Annotated in this window: 16 protein-coding genes; 7 read left to right on the top strand and 9 right to left on the bottom strand. The window is 30.6% G+C overall.

Going from position 1 to position 23,927, the window contains the following annotated elements; translation table 11 throughout:
- Positions 1-66 precede the first annotated feature (66 nt).
- From radC to F7018_RS12095, 6 genes are read left to right on the top strand one after another with little or no spacing between them, the layout of a single operon-like run.
- Complete coding sequence (radC, locus tag F7018_RS12120) at positions 67-753, top strand: RadC family protein (RefSeq protein ID WP_150900328.1); 687 nt, start codon at positions 67-69, stop codon at positions 751-753.
- Positions 754-785: 32 nt separating this feature from the next.
- Positions 786-2,090 (top strand): polysaccharide deacetylase family protein, encoded by a 1,305-nt coding sequence (locus F7018_RS12115; protein WP_150900327.1) that lies wholly within the window; start codon positions 786-788, stop codon positions 2,088-2,090.
- Positions 2,091-2,100: 10 nt separating this feature from the next.
- The gene (locus F7018_RS12110; protein WP_150900326.1) at positions 2,101-2,778 is read left to right on the top strand and encodes a YjjG family noncanonical pyrimidine nucleotidase; all 678 of its coding nucleotides are present in this window, start codon (positions 2,101-2,103) and stop codon (positions 2,776-2,778) included.
- A 28-nt stretch (positions 2,779-2,806) separates the two neighbouring features.
- The gene (locus F7018_RS12105) at positions 2,807-3,352 is read left to right on the top strand and encodes a hypothetical protein (RefSeq protein ID WP_150900325.1); all 546 of its coding nucleotides are present in this window, start codon (positions 2,807-2,809) and stop codon (positions 3,350-3,352) included.
- Positions 3,353-3,358: 6 nt separating this feature from the next.
- Positions 3,359-4,726 carry a DUF5723 family protein gene (locus F7018_RS12100; protein ID WP_150900324.1) on the top strand — a complete coding sequence of 456 codons (1,368 nt, stop codon included), beginning with the start codon at positions 3,359-3,361 and terminating at the stop codon, positions 4,724-4,726.
- 2 nt (positions 4,727-4,728) lie between these two features.
- Positions 4,729-5,478, top strand: a complete 750-nt coding sequence (locus F7018_RS12095) for a hypothetical protein (RefSeq protein ID WP_150900323.1) — start codon at positions 4,729-4,731, stop codon at positions 5,476-5,478.
- Between the two features lie 5 nt (positions 5,479-5,483).
- Here the strand turns inward: F7018_RS12095 and F7018_RS12090 are convergent, their stop codons facing one another.
- Complete coding sequence (locus F7018_RS12090) at positions 5,484-6,755, bottom strand: replication-associated recombination protein A (protein ID WP_150900322.1); 1,272 nt, start codon at positions 6,753-6,755, stop codon at positions 5,484-5,486.
- Positions 6,756-6,777: 22 nt separating this feature from the next.
- Here F7018_RS12090 and F7018_RS12085 point away from each other — a divergent pair, with 22 nt between their 5' ends.
- Positions 6,778-7,536, top strand: coding sequence for a rhomboid family intramembrane serine protease (locus tag F7018_RS12085; protein ID WP_317132385.1), 759 nt, complete (start codon positions 6,778-6,780; stop codon positions 7,534-7,536).
- Between the two features lie 148 nt (positions 7,537-7,684).
- On the opposite strand, the gene F7018_RS12080 is transcribed toward F7018_RS12085, so the two are convergent.
- The 8 genes from F7018_RS12080 to F7018_RS12045 form a co-directional block, all read right to left on the bottom strand.
- A complete protein-coding gene (locus tag F7018_RS12080; RefSeq protein WP_150900321.1) occupies positions 7,685-8,632 on the bottom strand; it encodes a hypothetical protein in 948 nt (315 codons plus the stop codon).
- An 8-nt stretch (positions 8,633-8,640) separates the two neighbouring features.
- Complete coding sequence (locus F7018_RS12075) at positions 8,641-10,275, bottom strand: SusD/RagB family nutrient-binding outer membrane lipoprotein (RefSeq protein WP_175578723.1); 1,635 nt, start codon at positions 10,273-10,275, stop codon at positions 8,641-8,643.
- A 20-nt stretch (positions 10,276-10,295) separates the two neighbouring features.
- Positions 10,296-13,475 carry a SusC/RagA family TonB-linked outer membrane protein gene (locus F7018_RS12070; RefSeq protein WP_150900319.1) on the bottom strand — a complete coding sequence of 1,060 codons (3,180 nt, stop codon included), beginning with the start codon at positions 13,473-13,475 and terminating at the stop codon, positions 10,296-10,298.
- A 312-nt stretch (positions 13,476-13,787) separates the two neighbouring features.
- Entirely contained in the window at positions 13,788-14,525 is a 738-nt protein-coding gene (gene rlmB, locus F7018_RS12065; RefSeq protein WP_150900318.1) for a 23S rRNA (guanosine(2251)-2'-O)-methyltransferase RlmB, read from the bottom strand.
- 78 nt (positions 14,526-14,603) lie between these two features.
- Positions 14,604-15,953 (bottom strand): RagB/SusD family nutrient uptake outer membrane protein, encoded by a 1,350-nt coding sequence (locus F7018_RS12060; RefSeq protein ID WP_150900317.1) that lies wholly within the window; start codon positions 15,951-15,953, stop codon positions 14,604-14,606.
- A 15-nt stretch (positions 15,954-15,968) separates the two neighbouring features.
- Positions 15,969-19,022, bottom strand: a complete 3,054-nt coding sequence (locus F7018_RS12055; protein ID WP_150900316.1) for a SusC/RagA family TonB-linked outer membrane protein — start codon at positions 19,020-19,022, stop codon at positions 15,969-15,971.
- Between the two features lie 118 nt (positions 19,023-19,140).
- A complete protein-coding gene (locus F7018_RS12050; RefSeq protein ID WP_150900315.1) occupies positions 19,141-20,667 on the bottom strand; it encodes a SusD/RagB family nutrient-binding outer membrane lipoprotein in 1,527 nt (508 codons plus the stop codon).
- Between the two features lie 10 nt (positions 20,668-20,677).
- Positions 20,678-23,842: a SusC/RagA family TonB-linked outer membrane protein gene (locus tag F7018_RS12045; RefSeq protein WP_150900314.1), complete on the bottom strand. Its 3,165-nt coding sequence runs from the start codon at positions 23,840-23,842 to the stop codon at positions 20,678-20,680.
- Positions 23,843-23,927: the final 85 nt, after the last annotated feature.

The following is a 23,927-nucleotide window of genomic DNA, read 5'->3' as shown; positions in this document are numbered from 1 at the left end:
TACTGTGCTTCTTTGGGTTGTGCAAAAAATGAATTATATTTATCCTAGCTATGTAAATAAATTTATATGAAAAAGATACCAATAAAGTTGTGGGCTATAGACGATATGCCACGTAAAAAATTGAGACTAAAAGGCAAGAATTCACTTTCTAACGCAGAATTAATCGCAATTTTAATAGGAGCTGGAAATCGACAAGAATCGGCTGTTGAATTAGCAAAAAGAATTTTGTTATCTGTTGATAATGATTTAAATAGTTTGTCAAAATTATCAGTTCCAGCTTTGATGAAGTTTAACGGAATAGGAGAGGCAAAGGCAATTGCAATTGTATCAGCTCTTGAATTTGGAAGGCGAAAATTATTCATGCAAAAAGAAGAGGAATTAAAAATTTACAGTTCTAAAAATGTCTTTAATATTATTCAACCTTTAATTGGTGATATTGAGCACGAGGAGTTTTGGGCTTTATACTTAAATAATTCAAATGTAGTGTTGGAGAAATTCCAAATTAGTAAGGGAGGTTTTACTGCTACTTTAGTAGATATTAGATTGTTATACAAAAGAGCCTTAGAGTTATCGGCTGTTGGAATAATCGTTTGTCATAACCATCCATCAGGGAAATTAGAGCCAAGTAATTCAGATATTGAGTTGACTAAAAAAATTAAAAATGCTGGAGATACATTAAACATAAAACTACTTGATCATATAATAGTTACTGAAAAAACGTACTTTAGCTTTGCCGATGAAATGATTTTGTAATTCTTCGGTTTTACAGTTAACATTTACTCACTATGATACTGATTTATACTCATAAGGTAACACCAAGAGTACGTTATATTTTTAAACATATTTTTACACGTATTTTACAAATTCCAATTGATTTTACAGGAAAGGTTGAAGATTTTGTGGCTTATAATGGAGCAAAATTCTCATATACCAATGTAGCCTTAGGAAAAGAGTTTTTTGTAAAAAGTAATGAATTATTGTTTCAACAGGGAGTAAGGGATATTGATATCAATGTTCAGAAGTGGGATGATGTTTCTTGTTTTTTTTTAACAAGAGAACAATCTGAAATACCATTTGATATTTTTGCAGCCAGTTTTTATTTAATATCAAGATATGAAGAGTATTTACCACATATAAAAGATAAATATGGAAGGTTTTCTGCAGAAGAAAGTATAGCTTTTAAGAACAACTTTTTAGAAAAGCCATTAGTAGATATTTGGGCTTATAAATTTTTAGAGAAATTAAAAATTAAGTTTCCAGATTATGAACATACAACAAGAAAATATGAATACATTTCAACTGTAGACGTAGATAATGCATTTGCATATAAGCATAAAAGTTTTGTAAGAACAATAGGAGGTTTTTTTAAGGATATTTCGCAATTTAAAATTTTTACCATTTGGGATAGACTTGCTGTATTATTCGGTATTAAAAGAGACCCGTTTAATACATTTAGTACTATTTTAGAATTGAAAAAAATATATAAAGTACGAACCATTTTTTTCTTTCTAATTGGTGATTATACAACTTTTGATACGAATGTATCCACTTCAAAAAGTAAGTTCAGATTGTTAATCAAGGATATGGTTGACTATGCTAGGGTTGGTTTACACCCATCATACTACACTATGAATAATGGAACTTTATTAAAAAAAGAAGTTGAAAGGTTAGAAAGCATAACGAATGTACCTGTTAAAAGATCTCGTCAGCACTATTTACGTGTGTCATTACCAGAAACCTACCAGAAATTGATTGATTTAGAGATTGAAGAAGATTATTCAATGGGATATCCTAATTATACAGGATTTAGAGCAAGTACATGTACTCCGTTTTATTTTTATGATTTAGAATTTGAAATTCAAACACCTTTAAAAATATTTCCGTTTGCTTTAATAGATTCTACATTGAATGATTATATGAAATTAACTGCGAAGCAATCTTTAGGAAAGATAAGAGATCTAAAAAATGAAGTTAAAGCTGTTAATGGAACTTTTATAACGGTTTTTCATAATGAAAGTTTAAGTAATTATCAGAGATGGAAAGGTTGGATAAGGGTATATAGTTCTATGCTGAAAATAGTGAGAAGTTAAAAATAGATTGATGGATATTAAACACATTTTTTTTGATTTAGATCATACTTTGTGGGATTTCGATAGAAATTCTAAACTAACATTTGAACAAATATTTGAAGAACAAAATATAAATATTCAGATTGATAAGTTTTTGGAAATATACATGCCAATCAATTTAAAATATTGGAGGTTGTTTAGAGAAAATAAAATTCTAAAAAAAGATTTACGATATAAAAGGTTAAAAGAGGCTTTTGATGTACTTAATTATAATGCTTCTGATGATTTAATAAATAAAATTTCAGAAGATTACATCAAATATTTACCTAATAATAATTATTTGTTTGAGGGAACTATTGAAATATTAGATTATTTAATTGAAAAATATGAACTTCATATCATCACTAATGGTTTTGAAGAAGTACAAAATGTAAAATTAAAGAAATCTGGAATAGATAAGTATTTTAATAAAGTGATAACCTCTGAATGTATAGGTGTAAAAAAACCTGATCCAAAAATTTTCGAGTATGCTTTGAAACAAGCTAATGCATTAGCAGATAATTCAATGATGATAGGAGATAGTTATGAAGCTGATGTATTGGGAGCAATGAATGTAGGGATGAGTACTATTCATTTTGTTAATGAAAATGATATAGATAATAGAGTTACTTCTATTAATTCACTTGCTCAATTAAAGCAATATTTATAGGTTTGTTGCGTTATAAGAAAACCAAATTATGATACTTAAAAAATATTGTTTATTTCTATTATTAGGTTTTACATTCTTTTCATGTGTGAAGAATGTAGATTTTGATCAAGTAGATGATTTTGATTCTAAACCTAAATTTATTGCATCGTTAGTTTTTTTTAAAATTCCAGCATTGAGCTTTTTAGATAATACTAATGCTGAAATAACAGGGCCTATTATTGATCAATCTAATTTAACTATAATAGAAGAAGAAGTAGTACAGGATAATTTATTAGAAATCGTTTTTGATTTTGAAATAACGAACCCTTTTGATAGAAATATTAATTTAAATATTGAGTTTTTAGACGATTCAAATGTAGTTACTTATACTGTAACTCCTTTATTAATACAAGCTAATACTTCAAAGTTTCAACACAAAGAAACGATTATAATTAGTGGTTCGCCTTTATTTTTAAACACTAGAAAGATAAGAACTTCTTTAGAATTGTTAACCACAACAGGAACACCAATAGACCCAAATGATTTAAATGAATTTATTTTTAAATCAGCAGGTACATTTACCTTTAAAATATAATTATTAATGCGAAATTTTTTTAAACTAATTGTATTGTTGGTATGTGGTGTTTTATCTGTAAATAGTCAAAATAGACCTCTGTTATATGATTTTGATGAGATACCTCAAACGATGTTATTAAACCCGAGTGTTCGACCTGGTTACAAAGCTCATATTGGAATTCCTTTATTATCTGGAATTCATTTTAATGCTGGTTTGAGTGAAATTACTGTGGCTGATTTATTTAGAAATGATAATGTAGATTTCAACATCAAAGTTAGAAATGCTATAGATAGAGTTTCAGTGGGTGATTATGTGAGTTTTAATCATCAAATTGAAGTATTAAGTGGAAGTTATAGATTAAATGACAAGGATTTCTTAAGTGCTGGTTTCTATACTGAAATTGATTTTTTTGCAAATTATCCAAAAGATGTAATCGACTTAATTAATGATGGTAATGCAGCAAACTTAAATAGGACATTTTTAGTTTCTCAAGTAAATGTAAAAGCTGATGCGTTAAGTGTTTTACATGTAGGACTATCAAGAAAAATTAACTCTCAGTTTACGCTTGGAGGTAGATTTAAAATTTATTCTGGGATAGCAAATGTTACTTCAACAAATAATACAGGTAGCTTTACTACTCGCTTAGGACAAAATAATATTTATACTCATACAATTAATAATTTAAATTTTAATGGTTATAGTTCTGGGCTTTATTATGAAAATGATATAACAGCTAGCGATATTGTTGGTAAAGCTTTCTTTTCTAATTTAGGCTTAGGTATTGATATTGGTTTTAGTTACCAATTAGATCAGCAAACAAAAATAACAGCTAGTTTATTAGATATAGGTTTTGTTAGCTATTCTAGTGATATAAGAAATGTTACAGCTAAAGGAGATTATACTTTTTCAGGAATAGAGTTTTTATATGATAGTACTAATACAAATTATTGGGAAAATTTAAAAGATGATTTTAAACAGCAAGTGCCTTCGGAGGAAAATGAAGAGGCTTATTCTGTAATGAGGCCTATTAAATTTAATGCTTCTTATAAATATGGATGGGGAAGAAGTAGAAATGAAGAGAATTGTAGTGATATGTCTTACAAAGAGTATTACAATAATTCTATAGGAGCACAGTTGTTTTCTGTTTTTAGACCAACTGGACCTAAGTTTGCTTTAACTGGATTTTATGAGCGTAAATTATCAGGGAAAATCAATACTAAATTTACTTACACTATAGATGATTTCTCTTATACAAATATAGGTTTGGGATTATCAAGTAAAATAGGTAAATTTCATGTTTATGGTTTAGTAGATAATATATTTGGATTAGCTGACTTAGTAGACACTAATACAGCTTCATTTCAATTTGGTATGAATATAATTTTTAAATAAATATGAAAAAAATATTTTTTGTTTTTTTGCTTTTATCAGCAACAGTTTTTGGTCAAAAAAACGTTAATAACTATGAGTATGTTATTGTACCGGTTAGGTTTGATTTTGTAAAAAAGAAGGATCAGTACAAAACAAGTTCATTAACTAAGTTTTTATTTAATAAATATGGATTTAAAGCTTTCTTAAGCAATGAAAGTTTTCCTGAAGGTTTGATTAAAAATAGATGTAAGGCTTTAATAGGAACAGTTAAAGATGATTCAGGAATGTTTAATACAAAAAGTATTATTGAGTTAAGAGATTGTTATAATAATTTAATATATACCTCTAAAGAAGGAAAAAGTTCTAATAAAGATTATAAAAAGGCTTATCATGAAGCAATAAGAAATGCTTTTAAATCTATAGAAAAATTAAAGTATAAATATACTCCAGTATCAAATGAAAATGAGGTGGCAGTAGTAGAAGAAAGTCAAGTTGTAGTTAAAACACCTAAAGCCATTAAAGTTAAGAAAAATATAAAGAATGATACTAAGGTTGTAACAAATCCAATTCTATACGCTCAGCCTATTAATACTGGATATCAAATAATCGATTCTAAACCTAAAGTAGTTTTTAAAATATTAAAAACTAATGTAAAAGATGTTTATGTAATTCAAAATAAGAATGGAATCTTATATAAAAATGGAAATATTTGGATTGCTGAATATTACAAAGGTGAAGAGAATGTAATTGAAAAATATCAGATTAAATTTTAATTAATTTAATAATTGTATTTATCACCCCAACGTTGTCTTAACAATTCTCTGAATTGATTTTCTCTAGCATTATTACCTGGTTCATAAAGTTTAGTGTTTTTTATTTCATCAGGTAAGAATTCTTGATTTACAAAATTGTTTTGATAGTTATGAGAGTATTGATAGTCTTTACCATAGTCTAAATCTTTCATTAATTTAGTTGGGGCATTTCTTAAATGTAAAGGGACAGATAAATCACCTGTAGTTTTTACCAAATTTTGAGCTTCTCCAATAGCCATATATGAAGCATTACTTTTAGTAGAATTAGCCAAATATATAGCACATTGACTTAGTATAATTCTAGACTCAGGATATCCAATTGTAGAGACAGCTTGAAATGTATTATTGGCCATTATAAAAGCTGTTGGATTTGCGTTACCTATATCTTCAGAAGCTAAAATTAACATTCTTCTAGCAATAAACTTCACATCTTCACCACCTTCAATCATTCTAGCTAACCAATATACAGCAGCATTTGGATCGCTTCCTCTGATGGATTTTATAAAAGCTGAAACGATATCATAGTGTTGTTCCCCAGTTTTATCATATCTAACTGTATTTTTTTGAATTTTAGATAAAACCAATTCATTAGTTATTTCTACTTCTTGATCTGCTGCAACTAGTAATTCAAATATGTTTAAAAGTTTACGAGCATCACCACCAGATACTTGCAATAAAGCATCAGTTTCTTTTAAAGTAATTTTCTTTTGAGAAATAAATTCATCTTTTCTAATAGCTCTATCTATTAAAGCGATTAAATCATTTTTATCAAAAGAGTTTAAAATATACACTTGACATCTAGAGAGTAGGGCAGGTATGACTTCAAAACTTGGATTTTCTGTTGTAGCACCAACTAAAGTAACCCAACCTTTTTCTACGGCACCCAATAATGAATCTTGTTGAGATTTACTAAAACGATGAATCTCATCAATAAACAGAATTGGATTTTTCTGAGTAAACAAACCTCCACTTTTTTTAGCTTTTTCAATAACTTCTCTAACATCTTTTACTCCAGAACTAATTGCACTCAACGTATAAAATGGACGGTTAGATTCTTTAGCAATGATATTAGCAAGTGTTGTTTTACCTATACCAGGTGGACCCCAAAGTATTAAAGAAGGAATGATTCCTTGTTTAATGTGGTTGGTTAAAATACCATTATTGCCAACTAAATGTTGCTGACTTATATAATCTGATAATTTTTGTGGACGTATTCTTTCTGCCAAAGGTTGATTCATTTGGTAAAAATAGAAAAGTTTTATGACAGATGTTCCGAAATTTTTGTTTGGATTTATTTTTGTTAATTTGATTATAATGAAAGAAGAAAGTCAATTAAAATATTCTAATAAGGTTTTTATTATTCCTTTTCTTTTTGTCTTTGTAATATGGTTTATTTATTGGATAGAGATTAAGTTTGGATTTAATTTTAACAAATTTGGAGTATTACCAAGAAAATTAACAGGTTTAAAAGGGGTTTTAAGCTCACCCTTTATTCATAGTGATACAAATCACCTTTTTAATAATTCAGTGCCTTTATTTGTGCTCTCAACATGTCTTTTTTATTTTTATGAAGAAGTTACATTGAAAGTTTTAGTCTATGGAGGTCTTGTAACAGGTTTTCTTACATGGATTATAGCTAGGGAATCTTATCATATTGGGGCGAGTGGAATTGTTTATTTACTTTTTAGCTTTATATTTTTTAGTGGAATTATAAAGAAGCATTACCGTTTAGTGGCAGTTTCATTAATAACAATTTTCTTATATGGAAGTATGATATGGTATGTACTACCCATTAAAGAAGGAATGTCTTGGGAGGGACATTTGTCAGGGTTTATAACAGGATTTATTTTAGCAATATTTTATAGGTGTAAAGGAATTACAAAGAAGAAATTTGAGTTTTCTAAAACTGAATTTGATGATATGTTTGATGAGAACGGAAATTACATTCCGCCAATTGTAGAAGAAGAGCTAGAAATTAAAGAATTAAATTATAAATATATTTATAAAGAGAATGAATAAATAAGTTTTTAATTTAAAGATTTTTTATTAGAAGTAACTTGTTTAAGTTCTAAGATATATTAATTTTTTAGGTAGATAACCTACTTAATTAAAAAGAGTCCAAATGTAAAAAAGCAAATGGACTCTAAAAATAATTTACAGCTATTAATTACATTTTTGTTAACGTAATTGTGTTTGTCACATTTAGACCACAGCTTCCAGTTTCTAATAGTTTAAATACTATTTGACTATCATCATTTAAATTAAAGGAAGAATTGTTTCCTGTCGTAGTAAAAATAATATCACCATTACCACCGCATGATAGTCCTGTTGATACTTCTTGAACTGATATTTGATCACAAATTAAATCAAATTTAAAGTTTCTATCAAAACCAGCATAATTAAAATCTACTTGTCTAGCTCCAAATTCACTCAAAGAAGTTATATTTACTTGTTGTGAGCTAGGGAAATATCCGCCACCTCCAGAAACTTTCATCATATAAGTTCCTGAAAATTTATTGGTTGGAATAGAGCAACCAACAGCAACTTTATTTAATAAAGGAGAATTATAACTATTACCTTTCAGAGAATTAGCTATTAAATTTGAAGTGATTATTCTACCATCTGTTAATTCAATATCTTCATAAATATCAAAAACATCTGTAGATGAAATGTCTGAAATGTTAATACCAATAGCAGAAGCTGCTTCTGTTAATAAAACTGATACTTCAAGTTGTTTAAACCCATTGTTTCCATCTGTGAAATTAGATTGATTATATTCTTTAATAAATGTTTTTGAATTTACAGAAAAGTCAGTAGAACCAGGAGATATTGTATTATCTTTAAATGTGGTGTAAACTTTAACTGATTTTACATTTTTGCCTTGATCTTCACTGATTAATTCAGCATCAAAAGCAAATACTGCGTTTGTTGGATCAGAAAATTCAAAAGAAGAAGATTTTAAATTTATTATTCTTAGCAAAACACCTTGTCCAAGTTTTTGATCAAATTGAAATTGACCTGAATCATTTACTTCAGAACAAGAAAAAAATGAAAATACTATTCCAATAAAGAATAGAGGTAGAACCAATTTTTTATAATTTTTTATATTTTTCATTATGTTTATTATTTATTAATATTTACAGAAGTTTGTGTATCCCAAAAAACTTTAACTGATTGATTTGGCTTTTGGTTGATGTTTGAATTATTAGTAACAGCAGAAGCAGGGTATTTAAAAGATCTAATAAAATCACCTGGAGCGCTTTCAAGGTTAGGTTGAATATCAGAAGGATAGCCAGTTCTCCTATAATTATTATAAGCTTCTAATCCATTACCCCATGTAGCTAAGTAAAATTGCTTCATAACTAAATCCAATTTTTCAGTAGCATTAGAATTATTATAATTAGTTATTATAACGTTTATATAATCATTAATCTTAATACCTGTCATAACATTAGAGCCATTTGGTTGATCTAAGTTAAAATCTTTAACTGTATTAAAAGATTTATTTAAAGCATCTCTAAATAAACTAACTGGATCGCCATCAGTAGACAGTGTTAAAGCTGCTTCTGTTTTAATAAAAGAAGTCCAAGAAGACATGAAAATAGGAAAATATCCTTGACCAGCGGCTCCAGCATTATTTCCTGTTTCAGATAATGTAGTAAAAGAGTTGTTGTCAAATTTTGTTCCATATGGATATAACCCCCATATAGTAATTCTACCTTCATCACTTGGAACACCTTCATTATTACCGTGATCTCTACCCCAATATCCATCACCTATAGAATTACAATACGGGTCACTAGCGGTATAATGTAATGGCTTTGGAAATCTTTGACAAGGTCTATCAAATAGTCCTTGCTCATCATTACCAGGATATGTACCTGATTGTCTGTAGAAATAGTAATAAATTCGTGGATCTGGGTTTGAATATGTATTTTTCATAATATTCATTATATATTGTCCCATATAATTACTCCTAGTAATAGATTCTCTAAATCTAGGACTTCTTGTGTCTGGGTCATTTCTTTGAGTTCCATATTTCCAAACAAAGTCTTCTTCAGAAGTGTCTATCAAATCGTTTTCTAAAATTAATTTATTAATTTCTGCTTTTGCGTTAGCATCAACCAAGCGTGTGTTATTATAAATTCTTAGTTTCAATGTATTAGCTAAAGTTTTCCATTTAGCCATTGATCCACCGTAAAACATGTCTGTTACTAATTCATTAGAGCCCGAATTATTGTTAATGTTTTGAATAGCATCATTTAGTAAATTCAATGCTTCTTTATATACATCTTCACCTGAATCTAATTTTGGATTAGTATTACTATCAAATTTTATAGCTTCTGAATATGGAACATCACCAAAATAATCTACTAGAGTAGTTAAAGTATATGACATTAAAATTTGAGTTTGTGCTTTGACATTATTATGAATAGGGTCAGAACCAACATTGTTTAATAAAGTTACTGCATCAGCTAACAAACCTGAATAACCATTTCGCCATTTAGAATCAAAACTTACTGAGCTATAGGCATTGTCATATACTCCCGACATTAGAATCATTCTTGTAACACCCATAGGTTGATTTTGAGCAGAAGTAACAAAATTTGCAAAGTTAATTTGTACTCCATTAGCAAGTAAAGTAATATCCGCTGATGTAGGTGTAGCGGCATTCGGATTCTCTTGTAAATCATCTAAACTACAAGAAACAAACATGACTGATATTAATAGAATAATAAATATGTTTATTTTTTTCATTTTTTTCATTTTAAAATTATTTAGAAACTTAAATTAAGTGAAAGTCCATACCTTTTTGAAGTTGGTCCTGTTAATAAATCGAATCCTCTAGAATTACTAACACCTAAACTTGTTACTTCAGGATCAAAATTTATAGCATCAGGCATATTTATAGCTTTAAACCATAAATTATTTCCTGTTAAAGACAAAGAAACATTGTTAAAGAAAGTTCCTTTAAGCATTTCATCTGTAAATTTATAAGTTAATGAGACCTCTCTTAACCTTATAGTGGTAGCATCATAAATTCTAAATTCACTTGAAAAAGCACTACCAGCCCAATATGCATCATTTGCAGAAATTTGGATATCGTTTGGAGTTCCATCTGCTTTAACTCCAGGTAGTACCACAGGAATACTTCTATCAAAATCGGTATTTTTGGTTAATCCTCTTGAGGTAAGTGTATATGCAGTTGCGGAATAAATATCTCCGCCTTTTACATAATCCCATTGCATTCCTAAATTCCAATTTTTATATCTAATGTTATTAGTGAAATTTAAGGTGAAATCGGGGTTAGGGTTACCTATAACTTTTTCACCAGGAGCTAGCGTATAAAAACCTTGTTCATTAACTATAGGGTTGTTATTAGCGTCTCTTTGTATATATGATCCTTTAATTAAGTTATATTGTTCACCGACGATAGCAAAATTTGCTAAATTTGTAAAAGGACCAGCAGTTCTTAATTCTTTAATTCCGTTTGGTAAAGAAATAACTTTTGTTCTTACTGAGTTAAAGTTAAAATAGGTGTCCCAGTTAAAGTTTTCATTTTTAATAGGGATTAAGTTTAAACCTAACTCAATTCCCTTTGTTTCTAATTCACCTGCGTTTATTGTAGTGCTAGTAGCACCAGTAGATGGGTCCAAAGATTGATTAACTATTTGGTCTTTAGCGTTTTTTTTGTATAAAGATAAATCTATACCAATTCTATTATTAACAAGTTTAGCGTCTAACCCTATTTCAATTTCTGATAATAATTCAGGTTTTAAGTTTGGATTGGCTAAAACGTTGCTAACGCTATTTGTATTTATTGGATTTCCTGTACCATCTAATAACCAGAGATTAGAACCTATTCCTAAAGTAGCTCTAGTTCTATATGGATCTGCAAAATTAGCTGACGTAGCATAACCACCTCTTAGCTTTAAATAATTTAAGCCATATTTTGACTTTAAACTTGGAAAAGCTGAAGTTGGTATAAAAGAAACACTAGTACTAGGGTAAAATATAGACCTATTAGCTATTTCATGAGTTGAAGCCCAATCATTTCTACCTGCTATATTTAGGTATAAATATTTTTTATAGCCAAATGTAGCTGTTCCAAATAAACCTAAAATTTTTGACTCTCTATTATAAAAATCACCAGCGTTTTTATTAACAAAATTACTAGCAAAGAATTTGTTAAAAACTAATTGTTCTGAATAATTTGAAGTTAACCTTTCAAAAGTATTATTATAAATACTAAATCCGATAGAGGATTCTAAAGTAATATTATCATTTAAATTTGTTTCATAATTAAATAAAGCTGAATGATCCCAAGTAAATTCTGTGTTTTTAATTTTTTGATATGAACCTAGAGCTATTTGAATTCCTCCTTTATTTGAAAAAAATTCTTGAGTTTCTGAATAAATGTCAAAACCAGTTTTCCAAGTTAAGGACGCGCCTTCAAATAATTTTAATGAAGCCTGAAATTTTCCATTAACACGAGGTGTTTTCTCTTTTACATATTGATTATTTACTGTCCATAAAGGATTTTGAATATCATTAGAACTTCTATAATAAACACTTCTACCTTGTGAATCTTGATATGGTAAATTATTTAAATCAATACTCCTTGGAGTGTATAGGACATTTGCATAAACACCAGCAGCCCCATCTCTTACATTTGAAGTTCCTGTACTCCCCGCCGTAGGAGGGTTTTTTTTATTTGTTACAGAAACATTTATATTACCTTGAATAGATAAACCATAATCTAGGTTGGCAGAACCTCCAATACTAAAATTTTGTCTATCTAATGTACTACCTGGAGTAAAACCAGTTTCTTCTAAATTAGAAAAACTCATTGAGTATGAATAATCTTCTGATGCTTTTCCTAAAGAAAGAGAAACATTAACTATGTCTCCAGGTTTGAAAAAATTATCTACAGAATTATATGGCTTATATTCATAACTTTGACCAACAAATTGTGGGAAAAAGGTATCAAAAGAGCCTCCTCCTTGAGTTGTTGCATAAGTGTTACCTGAATATGGGTGGTTAATTGTTGCTCCAGGTGTAAATTTAGGTCCCCAATTACTAAAAGCTTTACCAGAGCCTAATTGCCAACCATTACCATAGGTATTTTGATAATCTGGTGTTGATGATATTGCATTTACATAGTAAGAAGTACTTATGTTAGCCCAAGCTTTACCGTTTTTATTATTACCAGCCCCTGTTTTTGTAGTTATTAAAACAACCCCATTCCTACCTTGCGAACCATAAAGTACAGTAGCGCTTAATCCTTTTAAAATACTTAAAGAAGCAATATTATTAGGGTCTATATCACTGATTCTACTCGCGGTTGAAGCTCCAGAAGAGGATAACGCACCACTTTGTGTATTAGTAGATGATGAAACTAAAACACCATCAATTACAAATAGTGGCGAATTATTACCATTAATAGAAGATATACCCCTAATATTAATATTTGCAGCTGCCCCAGAAACACCACCACCACCTACAATAGATACACCAGGTACCTTGCCAGCTAATGCTCTAGCTACATCATTTTGTGGTTTATTAGATAGTTGTTCTGAATCAACTGTAGCAACAGAGTATCCTAATGCTCTTTTTTCTTTTTTAACACCTTGAGCGGTAACAACTACTTCATCAAGAACATTATCATTTTTCATGATAACATTTATTTGATCTGAGTCACCTACAATTTTTTCTACTTTTTTCATACTGAGAAAACTAAAAACTAGTATTTCTCCTTTTTTTGCTTTGATTGAAAAATTTCCATCAAAATTTGTTTCAGTACCTGTTGTTGTACCTTTTTTTATTATTGCAACCCCAGGAAGAGGTCCTGATTCATCAGAAACATTACCTGAAATTACACGCTCTTGTGCAAAAGAAATTTGCATAATCAACGTTAATGTTAACGTTAATATCCCATTTAATTTTGTTTTAATCATACGAATTTGAATTAATTAAGTTCAAAATTTAATGATTCAAAAGACTTCAATATATGGTAAATTAATAAACGGTCGTATTATGTAATTAACGGTTGTTTTTATGTAATTAACGGTTTGAATTCTCGTACAAAAAGAGACTCAATAACCTAATTTGTATTTTTATGAATAAAATAAAATTTAGTAAAGTATATAAAGGGTGGAGGAACTGTCTTTTCTAATTTTTTAAGAGTAGTAAGTAGTTATTATTGATTTTATAAAGCAAAAAAGCCTTGAATATTCAAGGCTTTTCTATTATTGTATTTGTATATTAAATTAATTTCGTTGTCTTACAGTTTCATAAAGAAAGGCACCGCAAGCAACAGAAACATTTAAAGAGCTTATTTCTCCAAGTAGTGGAAGTTTTGCTTTGTAATCTACCATTTTCAATACAGATTTGCTTACTCCTTTATGCTCAGATCCCATTACAATAGCAATTGGCTGTTTAAAATCAATGTCAAAAATAGAGTCTTCTGTTTTTTCAGTTGCAGCAACTAATTTAATATCTGCAGCTTGTAATTGAAAAATAGCATCTTTAATATGATCAACTTTACAAATAGGAACTTTAAATGCAGCTCCAGCAGATGTTTTTATGGTTTCTGCATTAACAGGAGCACTTCCACTTTTTTGAATAATAATTCCATTAACACCAGTACATTCAGCGGTTCTAATAATAGCCCCAAAGTTACGAACATCTGAAATTTGATCCAACAGTAAGAATAATGGTGTTTTGTTAGAGTTTATTGTGTTTTCAATAAGTGTTTCTAAATCATGAAAATCGACAGGTGAAATTTTGGCAACAGCACCTTGATGATTATTATGTTTTGATAGTCTATCTAATTTTTCTGTAGGAACTACACTAACAGATATTTTATTTTTTTTTAATAATTTATCTAATTGAAAAAATAACTCTCCTCTAAGTCCTTTTTGAAGGTAAACTTTGTTAATAGAAGCATTACTTTCTATAGCTTCAATTATTGCTCTTATACCAAAAATAGTTGTATTTTCTTCCATGCTGCAAATGTAGTTGAATTTATTGTATAAAAAAACCACCTCTAAAAGAGGTGGCTAAAATTATAATTCTATCAGTTATTAGTAACCAGGATTCTGATCTGCCTGAGAAATAGCGCCATTAGCATCTAATTCGTCTTGAGGAATAGGCCATAATAACATCTTTGGAGCAAAAGTAATTCCAGTTTTCGATCCGATAACAGTTTGAGCTAAACCTAAACGTTTAACATCTTCCCATCTTTTACCTTCTCCGAAAAATTCAGCATTTCTTTCTCTAGCAATTACATCAACTACGTTACTTGAATCAAAAGTAGTTAAAGCAGGTAAGCTAGCTCTAGATCTAATCATGTTAATGTAAGTTAATGCATTAGCATCATTCTTTCTAGCTAAAACTTCAGCGTACATTAAAATTACATCAGCATATCGGTAAATGTAAGGTAAATCTTTACCTTCAGCATTATCAGTATACTTATTTATGTAAGCAGAAAGAGGAATAGTATTGTTTGCTATTAAATTCTTACGAGTATCTCCAGTTTCAAATGAATTAAGTAAAGCTTGAGATGGAGCTACTTCTAATCTACCTGTTGGAGTAAAGTTAAAAGCTAAAGAGTTGCTATCAGAAGCGTTGTAGTTAATTCTAAAAATAGTAGAAGAACTTGTGTTTCCTAAAGCAAAAAGATTTGCATAGTTTGGATCTAAAGTATATTTACCAATTAAAGATTGTAATACAGGCTCAGCTAAGTTATAGTTACCCATAAATAAGTGTACTTCAGCTTCTAATACACTTAAAGCATCATTTGTAAAGTAAATGTTAGAGTTCGAAGATGAAAGCTTACCTTTTGCAGAAGCTATCTCAGCAGCAATATAACTATATACATCAGCCTCTGAAGATCTAGGAGTATCTCTAGCAGCATTTCCATCTAAAATGAAAACTTTGTCAATAATAGGTAATCCACCATAAATTTTAACTAATTGGAAATAAGACCAAGCTCTAACAGCTTTTGCCTCAGCAATTAATTCTTCTTTTTGAGCGCTTGATAAATCAGCAACACCAGGAACAGTTCTAATAATAATTGTAGCTCTGTTAATAATGTTATAGTGACCAGCAAAAATTCTAGTAAAACTAATGTTATCTACTAAGATATTGTTTACAAGAGCTTGTGTAAAAGTAGGGAATGAACCAGAGTGTCTTAATTCATCCGCATATAAACCAGAAACCATTCTTTGAGTAACAATAACTGGTTGATTAGTACCATAAGTTTGAATATTATCATATAAACGAGCCATAGCTGTTCTAGCTGAAGCATAATCCGTTATAAATTGATCAACACCTAAGGTAGTTGGGTCTGTTAAATCTAATTTGTCATTACATCCTACAAATGAAATAATTGTAAGAAAAAGTAATGTTATTTTTAAAGATATTTTTTTCATTTTATTTTATTTTATTTAGAATGATACATTAACACCAAACTTCACAACTTTACTTCCTCCTTGAGTTAAGAAATCTGTACCACCAACGATTGAGTTACCTCCTGAGAAGTTAACCTCTGGATCAGTACCAGAATAGTCAGTAATTACGATTAAGTTATCTCCTGATAAAGTAAGTCTAATTTTATCAAAACCTTTAATTTTAGGTAAAGTATATCCTAAAGTAATGTTTCTTAACTTGATAAACGAACCATCTTCAACAAGTCTTGATGAGTTTTGGTTGTTATAAGCTCTTGTATTTCTGTTAGGTCTTGGAATATCAGTATTTGTGTTTGTTGGAGTCCAGTAGTTATTTTGAGATTTAAATTTGTTAAATCCTATACTACCAGTAATTCCTGAGAATTGAAGGTTGTTGTTGAAAACATCATTTCCTTCAGACCAAGCCCATAAGAAGCTAAGATCAAATGCTTTATATTTTAAATTACTAGACCAGTTCATAGTAAAATCAGCAAAAGGAGATCCAACGATAACATTATCATCACCGTTTAATAATTGATCATTATTTTGATCGATATATTTTACATCACCAGCTCTAACTCCTTGAGCTTGTAAGTGTGCAGGTACTTCAGCATCAGTTTGATATAAACCATCAGCTTGTAATGCATAAAAAGCTCCTAAAGCAGCACCTTGTTGTACTCTACTTGCAAAACCAGCATCAAAAGCAGGAGAACCTCCTAAACTTACGATTTCATTATCTAAAGTACTGAAACCTACAGTAGTATCCCAAGAGAAGTTTTCGTTATCAAAAATAGTTGCTTTAACATCAATCTCGTGACCTCTGTTTCTCATAGAACCTACGTTAGATGTAATACTTCCTCCTCCTTGACTTTCAGGTAAAGGAACATTAAGAATTAACGAATCATCATAAGTTTCTTTAACATAGTAAGCATAGTTTAAAGAAATTCTATCATCTAAAAACTTAGCTTCAAAACCAGCATCTATTTGAGAAGTTTCCTCCCATCTTAAAGAAGGGTTAGCAAGACCTAAGAATGAAGTACCAACACCTGCATAGTTTCCAGATTGAACTGAAGGCTGAGCTTCATATCTTCCTACAGCAGATACGTTTCCTGTAATACCCCAAGAACCTCTAACTTTAAAGTAGCTAACTACATTGTTGTCAAACCATGAATTGTTTGATACAATATAACCTAAAGAAGCAGAAGGGAAAAGACCCCATCTTTCATCTGCGTTAAATCTTGATGATCCATCATATCTTACAGAACCTTCTAAAATTAAATCATCATAAAGAGTAACTCCAACTCTTGATATAAATGAAACTCTTCTAGCTTCGCTAAAAAATGCATCAGCAGTAGTAGGAGTAGAAGCGTTGTTTAAGTAAGTTAAAGAAGTACTAGTAAATCCGTTACCAGCAGCTCTTAAGAAGTTGAAAGTATTAGTTTCATACTCAGCCCCTAAGAAAGTTCTAAGTTTCCAGTTTGTGAATGAACGATTATAATTAGCAGAAGCTAACATAGTAATTTTTCTACTAGTTGTTTCTCTTTGGTCAGCACTACCATTTGGAGCACCTTGAGAAGTAGAAGAAGGATAATAAGATCTTTGTCTAAAGTTTAATTGATCTAAACCAAACTTAGTGTTAAAAGTTAAGTTTTCGTCAAATTTATATTCTAAATCAGCATTACCTAAAACCCTGAAAGTAGTTCCTTGGTCAAAGTTTTCAACCGCATTTTGAACTGGGTTAGAGAAAGTAAAATTAGTATAACTGTTAAAAGTTCCATCAGGATTATAAATATCTTGACCTGGTCTTTCTAATAAAGCAGTAGAAAGTACACCGTAAATGTTATTATCATTCTGGATTAATCTTATTTTTTCATCAGTTAATGAAATACCTGTAGTTAATTTAAGATTATCAGTTAAGTTTTGAGTTAAGTTAAGTCTAACATTTTGACGGCTAAATCTTTGAGTTAATAAGTTACCGTCTTGGTTAAATGAAGCTATACCAAAGTAGTATTTAGTATTTTCATTACCACCAGATACGTTAAAACTAGTATTCTTAACTAAAGCGTTGTCTACATAGATTTCATCTAAATAGTTAGAACCTCTATTAGCATTTGCACTATAATATGCATCTAAAGTAGCTTGAGTTGCTCCTGCTAAACCATTACCAGGGTTTTGGTTATTACTCCAAGTTCCTGAAGGGAAACCAGAGTTTTGGAAGTAAGCATCACCAAATCTTAACCACTCTCCATAGTTCATAGTTTCATATTTCTTAATTGGATTTTGAATACCAACAGAAGTAGAAATGTTAAATCTAGCTTTACCAGACTTACCTTTTTTAGTTGTAATTAAAATAACACCATTAGATCCTCTGTTACCATAGATTGCAGCAGAAGCGGCATCTTTTAAGATTTCTACAGATTCAATATCATCTGGGTTTAAGTTAGATAAAGCACTATTTCTTTGTCCTCCAAAACTATTTGATAAAGTTTCTCCTGAAAACATTGGGATACCATCAATAACATATAAAGGGTTGTTAGAACCATTAATAGAAGAAGCTCCCCTAACTCTTACTCTTACCTCTCCACCTGGAGCACCTGATAATTGAGTAATTTGTACACCAGAAGCAGCCCCCTGAAGTGCACCAGAAATATTAGCAGAAGTAACACTTTGTACTGTTTCAGCAGATACAGAAGAAATGTTAGTAGTTAAATCTCTTTGAGTTGTTTTACCATATCCAACAACAACTATTTCATCTAATACATTATCATTTTGCATTACAACATTAATAGTGTTGGCATTGGTAACTGCTTTTTCTGCACTTTTCATTCCAACAAAACTAAAAACTAAAACATCTCCTACTTTAGCTTTAATGGTATAGTTTCCGTCAAAATCAGTTTCAGTACCTTGCGTGGTACCTTTTTTTAATACTGTAACTCCAGGAAGTGGGCCTGATTCATCAGAAACCGTACCTGAAATTGTCTTTTCTTGCGCAAACGAAATTTGCACAAATAACACTAGTAAAAGTGTTAAAATTCCATTAAACTTTGTTCTCATTATGTAATTATTTGAATTAATTAGTCGCTAAAGTCTTAATTTTATCTTAAATACACAATTTTTTAACAAAAAAAACGCCTTGAGAATTTCTCAAGGCGTCTATTTTTAATAGAAAATCTTATTCATTTCCACCATCCCACCATACTTTAGTGGTAGTGTTATTTGCTCCCATGGCTGCAATTGCAGCTTCTACATTTGTCTTATTTAAGTCAAACTCTGCTTGAGCATAAGCTCTCCTTCTTGGAATAGCTCTACCTTCAGAAGCTTCTGTAGCATTTTGTAAAGCAGGAAAACCAGTTCTTCTCCACTCAGCCCATGCGTTTAATCCTTGTAAATACATAGCTAACCATTTTTGTTCTGTTATAGACTTCAAATAATTAGCTGCATTGTATTGAGCAAAAGGTTCTGTATCTACATAAGTTGTTATATCAGCAGCAGCAACACCATATTGTTCCATTGATGCTCTAATACCATTTTTATAAAAAGTTTCAGCATCACCACTTATCCATGTTCTAGCAACTGCTTCTGCTTTTAAAAATTCAACTTCTGCAAAAGACATTAATACAGAAGGTGCTTTTTCATCTTGAAAAGCAGTTCCAACAAAAGATACTTGTTCAACAGTTAATTCAGTAGCATTGTCATTACTATATCCCCAAGGTTGTCCAGCGTATTTTTGTCCATTTACTGTGTATACTTTGTATTTAGCCCAGAAATCAGCTGGTCCAACAGGAGTTGTTGCTTCAGATACGATAGGTTTCGCATAAATAGGTAAACGAGGATCGTTGTTTTCTCCTAGCATGTCTACCATTGTATTACTTACTGCGTGATCAAGTCTGTTTTGATTTGTGAAAGATAACCAGTATGGGTTACCGTTCAGTTCACCACCAGCATATGCATAAATAGCATTGTCAGCATTTGAAGTAAAAGAACCAATTGTCATCCCAGCATTAAAAGCATCAGATCCCATAGTCGCATCAACATTAGATAAACGCATACCAGCTCTCATTAATAAAGAACCTGCTAATTTTTTCCATTTATCCATGTCTCCATTGTAAATTAAATCACCTTGGATAGTTCCAGTAGTAATAGAATTACCAGCGTCTTTTAAATCAGTAATAATTCCTGTGTAAATTTGTTTTTGAGTATTGTATGCAGGACTAAAGTTTTGACTTCCTTTTAAAGCTTCAGTATAAGGAGCGTGTCCCCATATATCTGATACATTCATGAAAGACCAAGCTAATAAAATCTTTGAAACTGCAATTTGGTTATTATTAGCTCCTGAAACAGCCACAGTAGATGAAGTAGCTGGGTCTGTATTTAAATTTATAATTTCTTGCAAGTTAGCCATACCACCAGCGTAAAGATTAGAGAAACCTGTTTGTTCAGTTTCAACACGCTCTTCATCAGTATATGTTTTTCCTGCAATATATTGTGCGTATGCAGATCCAAAACCATCATAGTCTGCGATATCTAAAAATCGTCCTACTAAATCCTTTTGTGCAGAAGATAAAAGATAAGAGGTAGGTACACTACTTGTTTGAAAAGGGCTTACTCTATAGTCTTCGCTAAAATCACTACAAGATATTGTAAGCAAAGAAGAGATTAAGAGTAAACTTAATAGCTTAATATTTAATATTTTTTTCATTTTTAATTTTTTAGAATTTTACATTTAAATTAAATCCGATAGACCTTGTACTTGGAATTTGACCATTTTCAAAACCTTGTGTATTACCACTACCTAACGTAGCTTCTGGATCAATATTAGGAGCGTTACTTGAGATTAACCATAAGTTTCTACCTACTAAAGAAAATCTTACATCTTGGAATGGAGTACCTTTAATGAAGTGTTTAGGGAATGAATATCCTAAAGTAACTTCTCTTAATTTAACGTAACTAGCATCGTATACATAGTTTTCTCTTCGAACACGTAATGACTTAAAGTATTGTGTAGGGTTCGTGTAAGCTGTAACAGGGTTACCGTTTACATCAACTCCTTCTACTTTTATACCACCACCGCTAGCAACTGGATCTCTTAAAGGGTTTCCTTTGTCATTAAGACCAGCAGTTCTTGAAGTTAAACCTGAGTAATCCCCATATCTATTACTAACTGAATATATATCTCCTCCTTTTTGGAAATCTACTAAGAAACCTAAAGTGAAGTTTTTGTATTTAAAGTTGTTCATTACACCTCCAGTAAAGTCTGGAGTAACATTACCTACTACTTTGTTAGTTTCTCTAGCATAAGTATAATTCCCATTAGTGTCTACTTCAACAATACGTTGACCATTAGCGTGATATTTGAAACCATCAGTAACAATAGCTCCATATGCTTCACCTATTCGAGCATTTACAGAAGGACCCCAAGAGTTAATTAAAAGGTTGTCACTTCCTTCAGCTAATTCTAAAACTTTATTGGTGTTTTTAGCCCAGTTCACATTAATATCCCATCTGAAGTCATCGTTCTTAATAGGAGTACCGTAAACAGCTAATTCAACCCCTTTGTTGGTCATTTTACCTGCGTTAACCCAAGCACTTGTGATACCACTTGTTCCACTAACATTTAAAGGAAGGATTAAGTCAGTACTGGTTTTGTCATAATAAGTTGCGTCAAAACCAAATCTGTTTTGGAACATTTTCATTTCTAAACCTACTTCGTATTCTTCAAATAACTCAGGAACTAAGTTAGGGTTGTTAGATCTGTTAGGTACAGCGAAAGCTGGAGAATCACCAATTGGATCTTGAGTAGTGTATACAGTGTTTAACTGATAAGGGTTAGTATCTTGTCTAATCTTAGCCCAACCAGCTCTTAATTTACCAAAAGAGATTATGTCGGAATCTATTAATTCACTAAATATAAAAGAAGTACTTAAAGAAGGGTAGAAGTAATCGTTACTCTTTAATGGTAAAGTTGAAGACCAACTTTGTCTAGCAGACCAGTCTAAGTATAACATGTTTTTATAACTGAATGATCCAAAAAGGGCTAATGAGTTTATTCTTCTTTTAGTATTTTCATCAACTAAAGTTGGACGATCTTTTGAAGCGTTTACGTTAAAGAAGTTAGGTACACTTAATCCTCCGTTAGTTCTAGCGCTGTTATAATGGAAGCTATTTAATCTTGTATTAGCTTGAAAATTAACGGTGTATCCAAAATCGTCATTTATATTATCTTGATAAGTAGCAAATAACTCAAAGTTATCTTCTCTACCTTCTCTTACACTTTCTTCGTAGTAATCTGTAGATAAAGAATATGTAGCAGTTCTATCTTGTATTCTAAATGTATAGAAATCTGTTCTAGCAGTAGCTGATACATTTAATTTATCATTTACTTGGTATGATAATCCAACATTTCCATATACTCTGTTTCTAGTATCTTCAGAATATGATTCATTTACGATCCAGTAAGGGTTATCCCAGTATTGTGGTTTTGGGTTAGTTGAACTAATCATGTTCCATGATTGAGGTTGTCCAGTTGCAGATTTATAGTTCGCTTTTAAAACATCCATGTTTAATTGTCTTTGGAACCATTGATTGAAAGAGGTAACAACGTTTTTACCTCCAGCAAAATCGTAACCTGTAGTAGGTCTACCTACAACATCAGTTTTAGCATAATTAACACTTATTTTAGCTGTTAATTTTTCTGTTAATTTATGAGATCCATTAAAAGAAACAGTATTTACTTTTCTAGTAGAGTTTGGCATAATACCATTTTGATCAGTGTTACCTAAAGAAACTCTAAAAGTAGAAGTTTCGTTTCCTCCAGAAAAAGCAATATTATTAGAGATTGTTACACCAGTTTCAAAGAAGTTTCTTACGTTGTCTGGATTAGCAACTAAAGGACGAGTTTGTCCAAAATCACTAGATCCTGGTAACCAACTACTCCAATGACGAACAGGAGTTCCATCCATTCTTGGTCCCCAGCTTTCATCGGCTCCATATTCTAAAGCGTTTTCTCCACCTATAGTAGGTAGTGTTTGTGAGTATCCACCAGCGTATTCATTTTGGTAGTCAGGTAAAATGTATACTTTGTCAAAAGTAACATTAGTATTTAATGTAATACCAATTCCTTTTCTGTTTTTTCCTTTTTTGGTAGTTATCATTATAACACCGTTACCACCTCTTGCTCCATATAAAGCAGTTGCTGCACCACCTTTTAGTACATTTATAGACTCTATGTCGTCTGGGTTTAGGTCTGAAGTTAAGTTTCCATAATCTTTTCCTCCCGACCCTACTTGTTGGTCAAGAGAGTTGAAGTTTGTGTCAGCGATAGGAGTCCCATCTATGACATAAAGAGGATTGTTGTTACCAGTAATAGAACTATTCCCTCTTAATAATACCTTAGTTGAACCTCCAATGTTACCTGAAGAAGATTTTATTTGTACTCCGGCAATTTTTCCTGATAATGCGTTTGTAACATTTGTAGCTCTGTTCTCTGCTACAGAATTACCTTTAACACTCTGAGTAGAGTATCCTAAAGATCTTTTTTCTCTGGAAACCCCAAGTGCAGTTACAACAACTTCATCTAGGACATTGTCGCTTGCCATAGATACGTTGATAGTGTTATCAGTACCAACCGTTTTTTCGATGGTTTTCATACCAACAAAACTAAATATTAGGATGTCTCCAGTTTTAGCTTTAATAGAATATTGTCCGTCGAAATTTGTTTCGACACCAGCAGTAGTCCCTTTTTTTAATACATTAACTCCAGGTAAAGGACCAGTCTCATCAGAAACTACACCTGAAATTGTTCTTTCTTGTGCAAAAGTAATTTGAACAAGTAACGCCAAAAAGAGCGTTAAAATTCCATTGAATTTTGTTTTCATCGCGTGATTATTTGAATTAATTGCATCAAAAGTCATAAAATATTCTTAATAAAACAATATAATTCATAAAATTATCTTAAAAACA

The organism is Tenacibaculum aiptasiae (genome assembly GCF_008806755.1).
GTDB classification, from domain to species: Bacteria; Bacteroidota; Bacteroidia; order Flavobacteriales; family Flavobacteriaceae; genus Polaribacter; species Polaribacter aiptasiae.
Note: the sequence above shows the minus strand (reverse complement) of the source record. Positions and strands in the feature narration are given on the sequence as shown.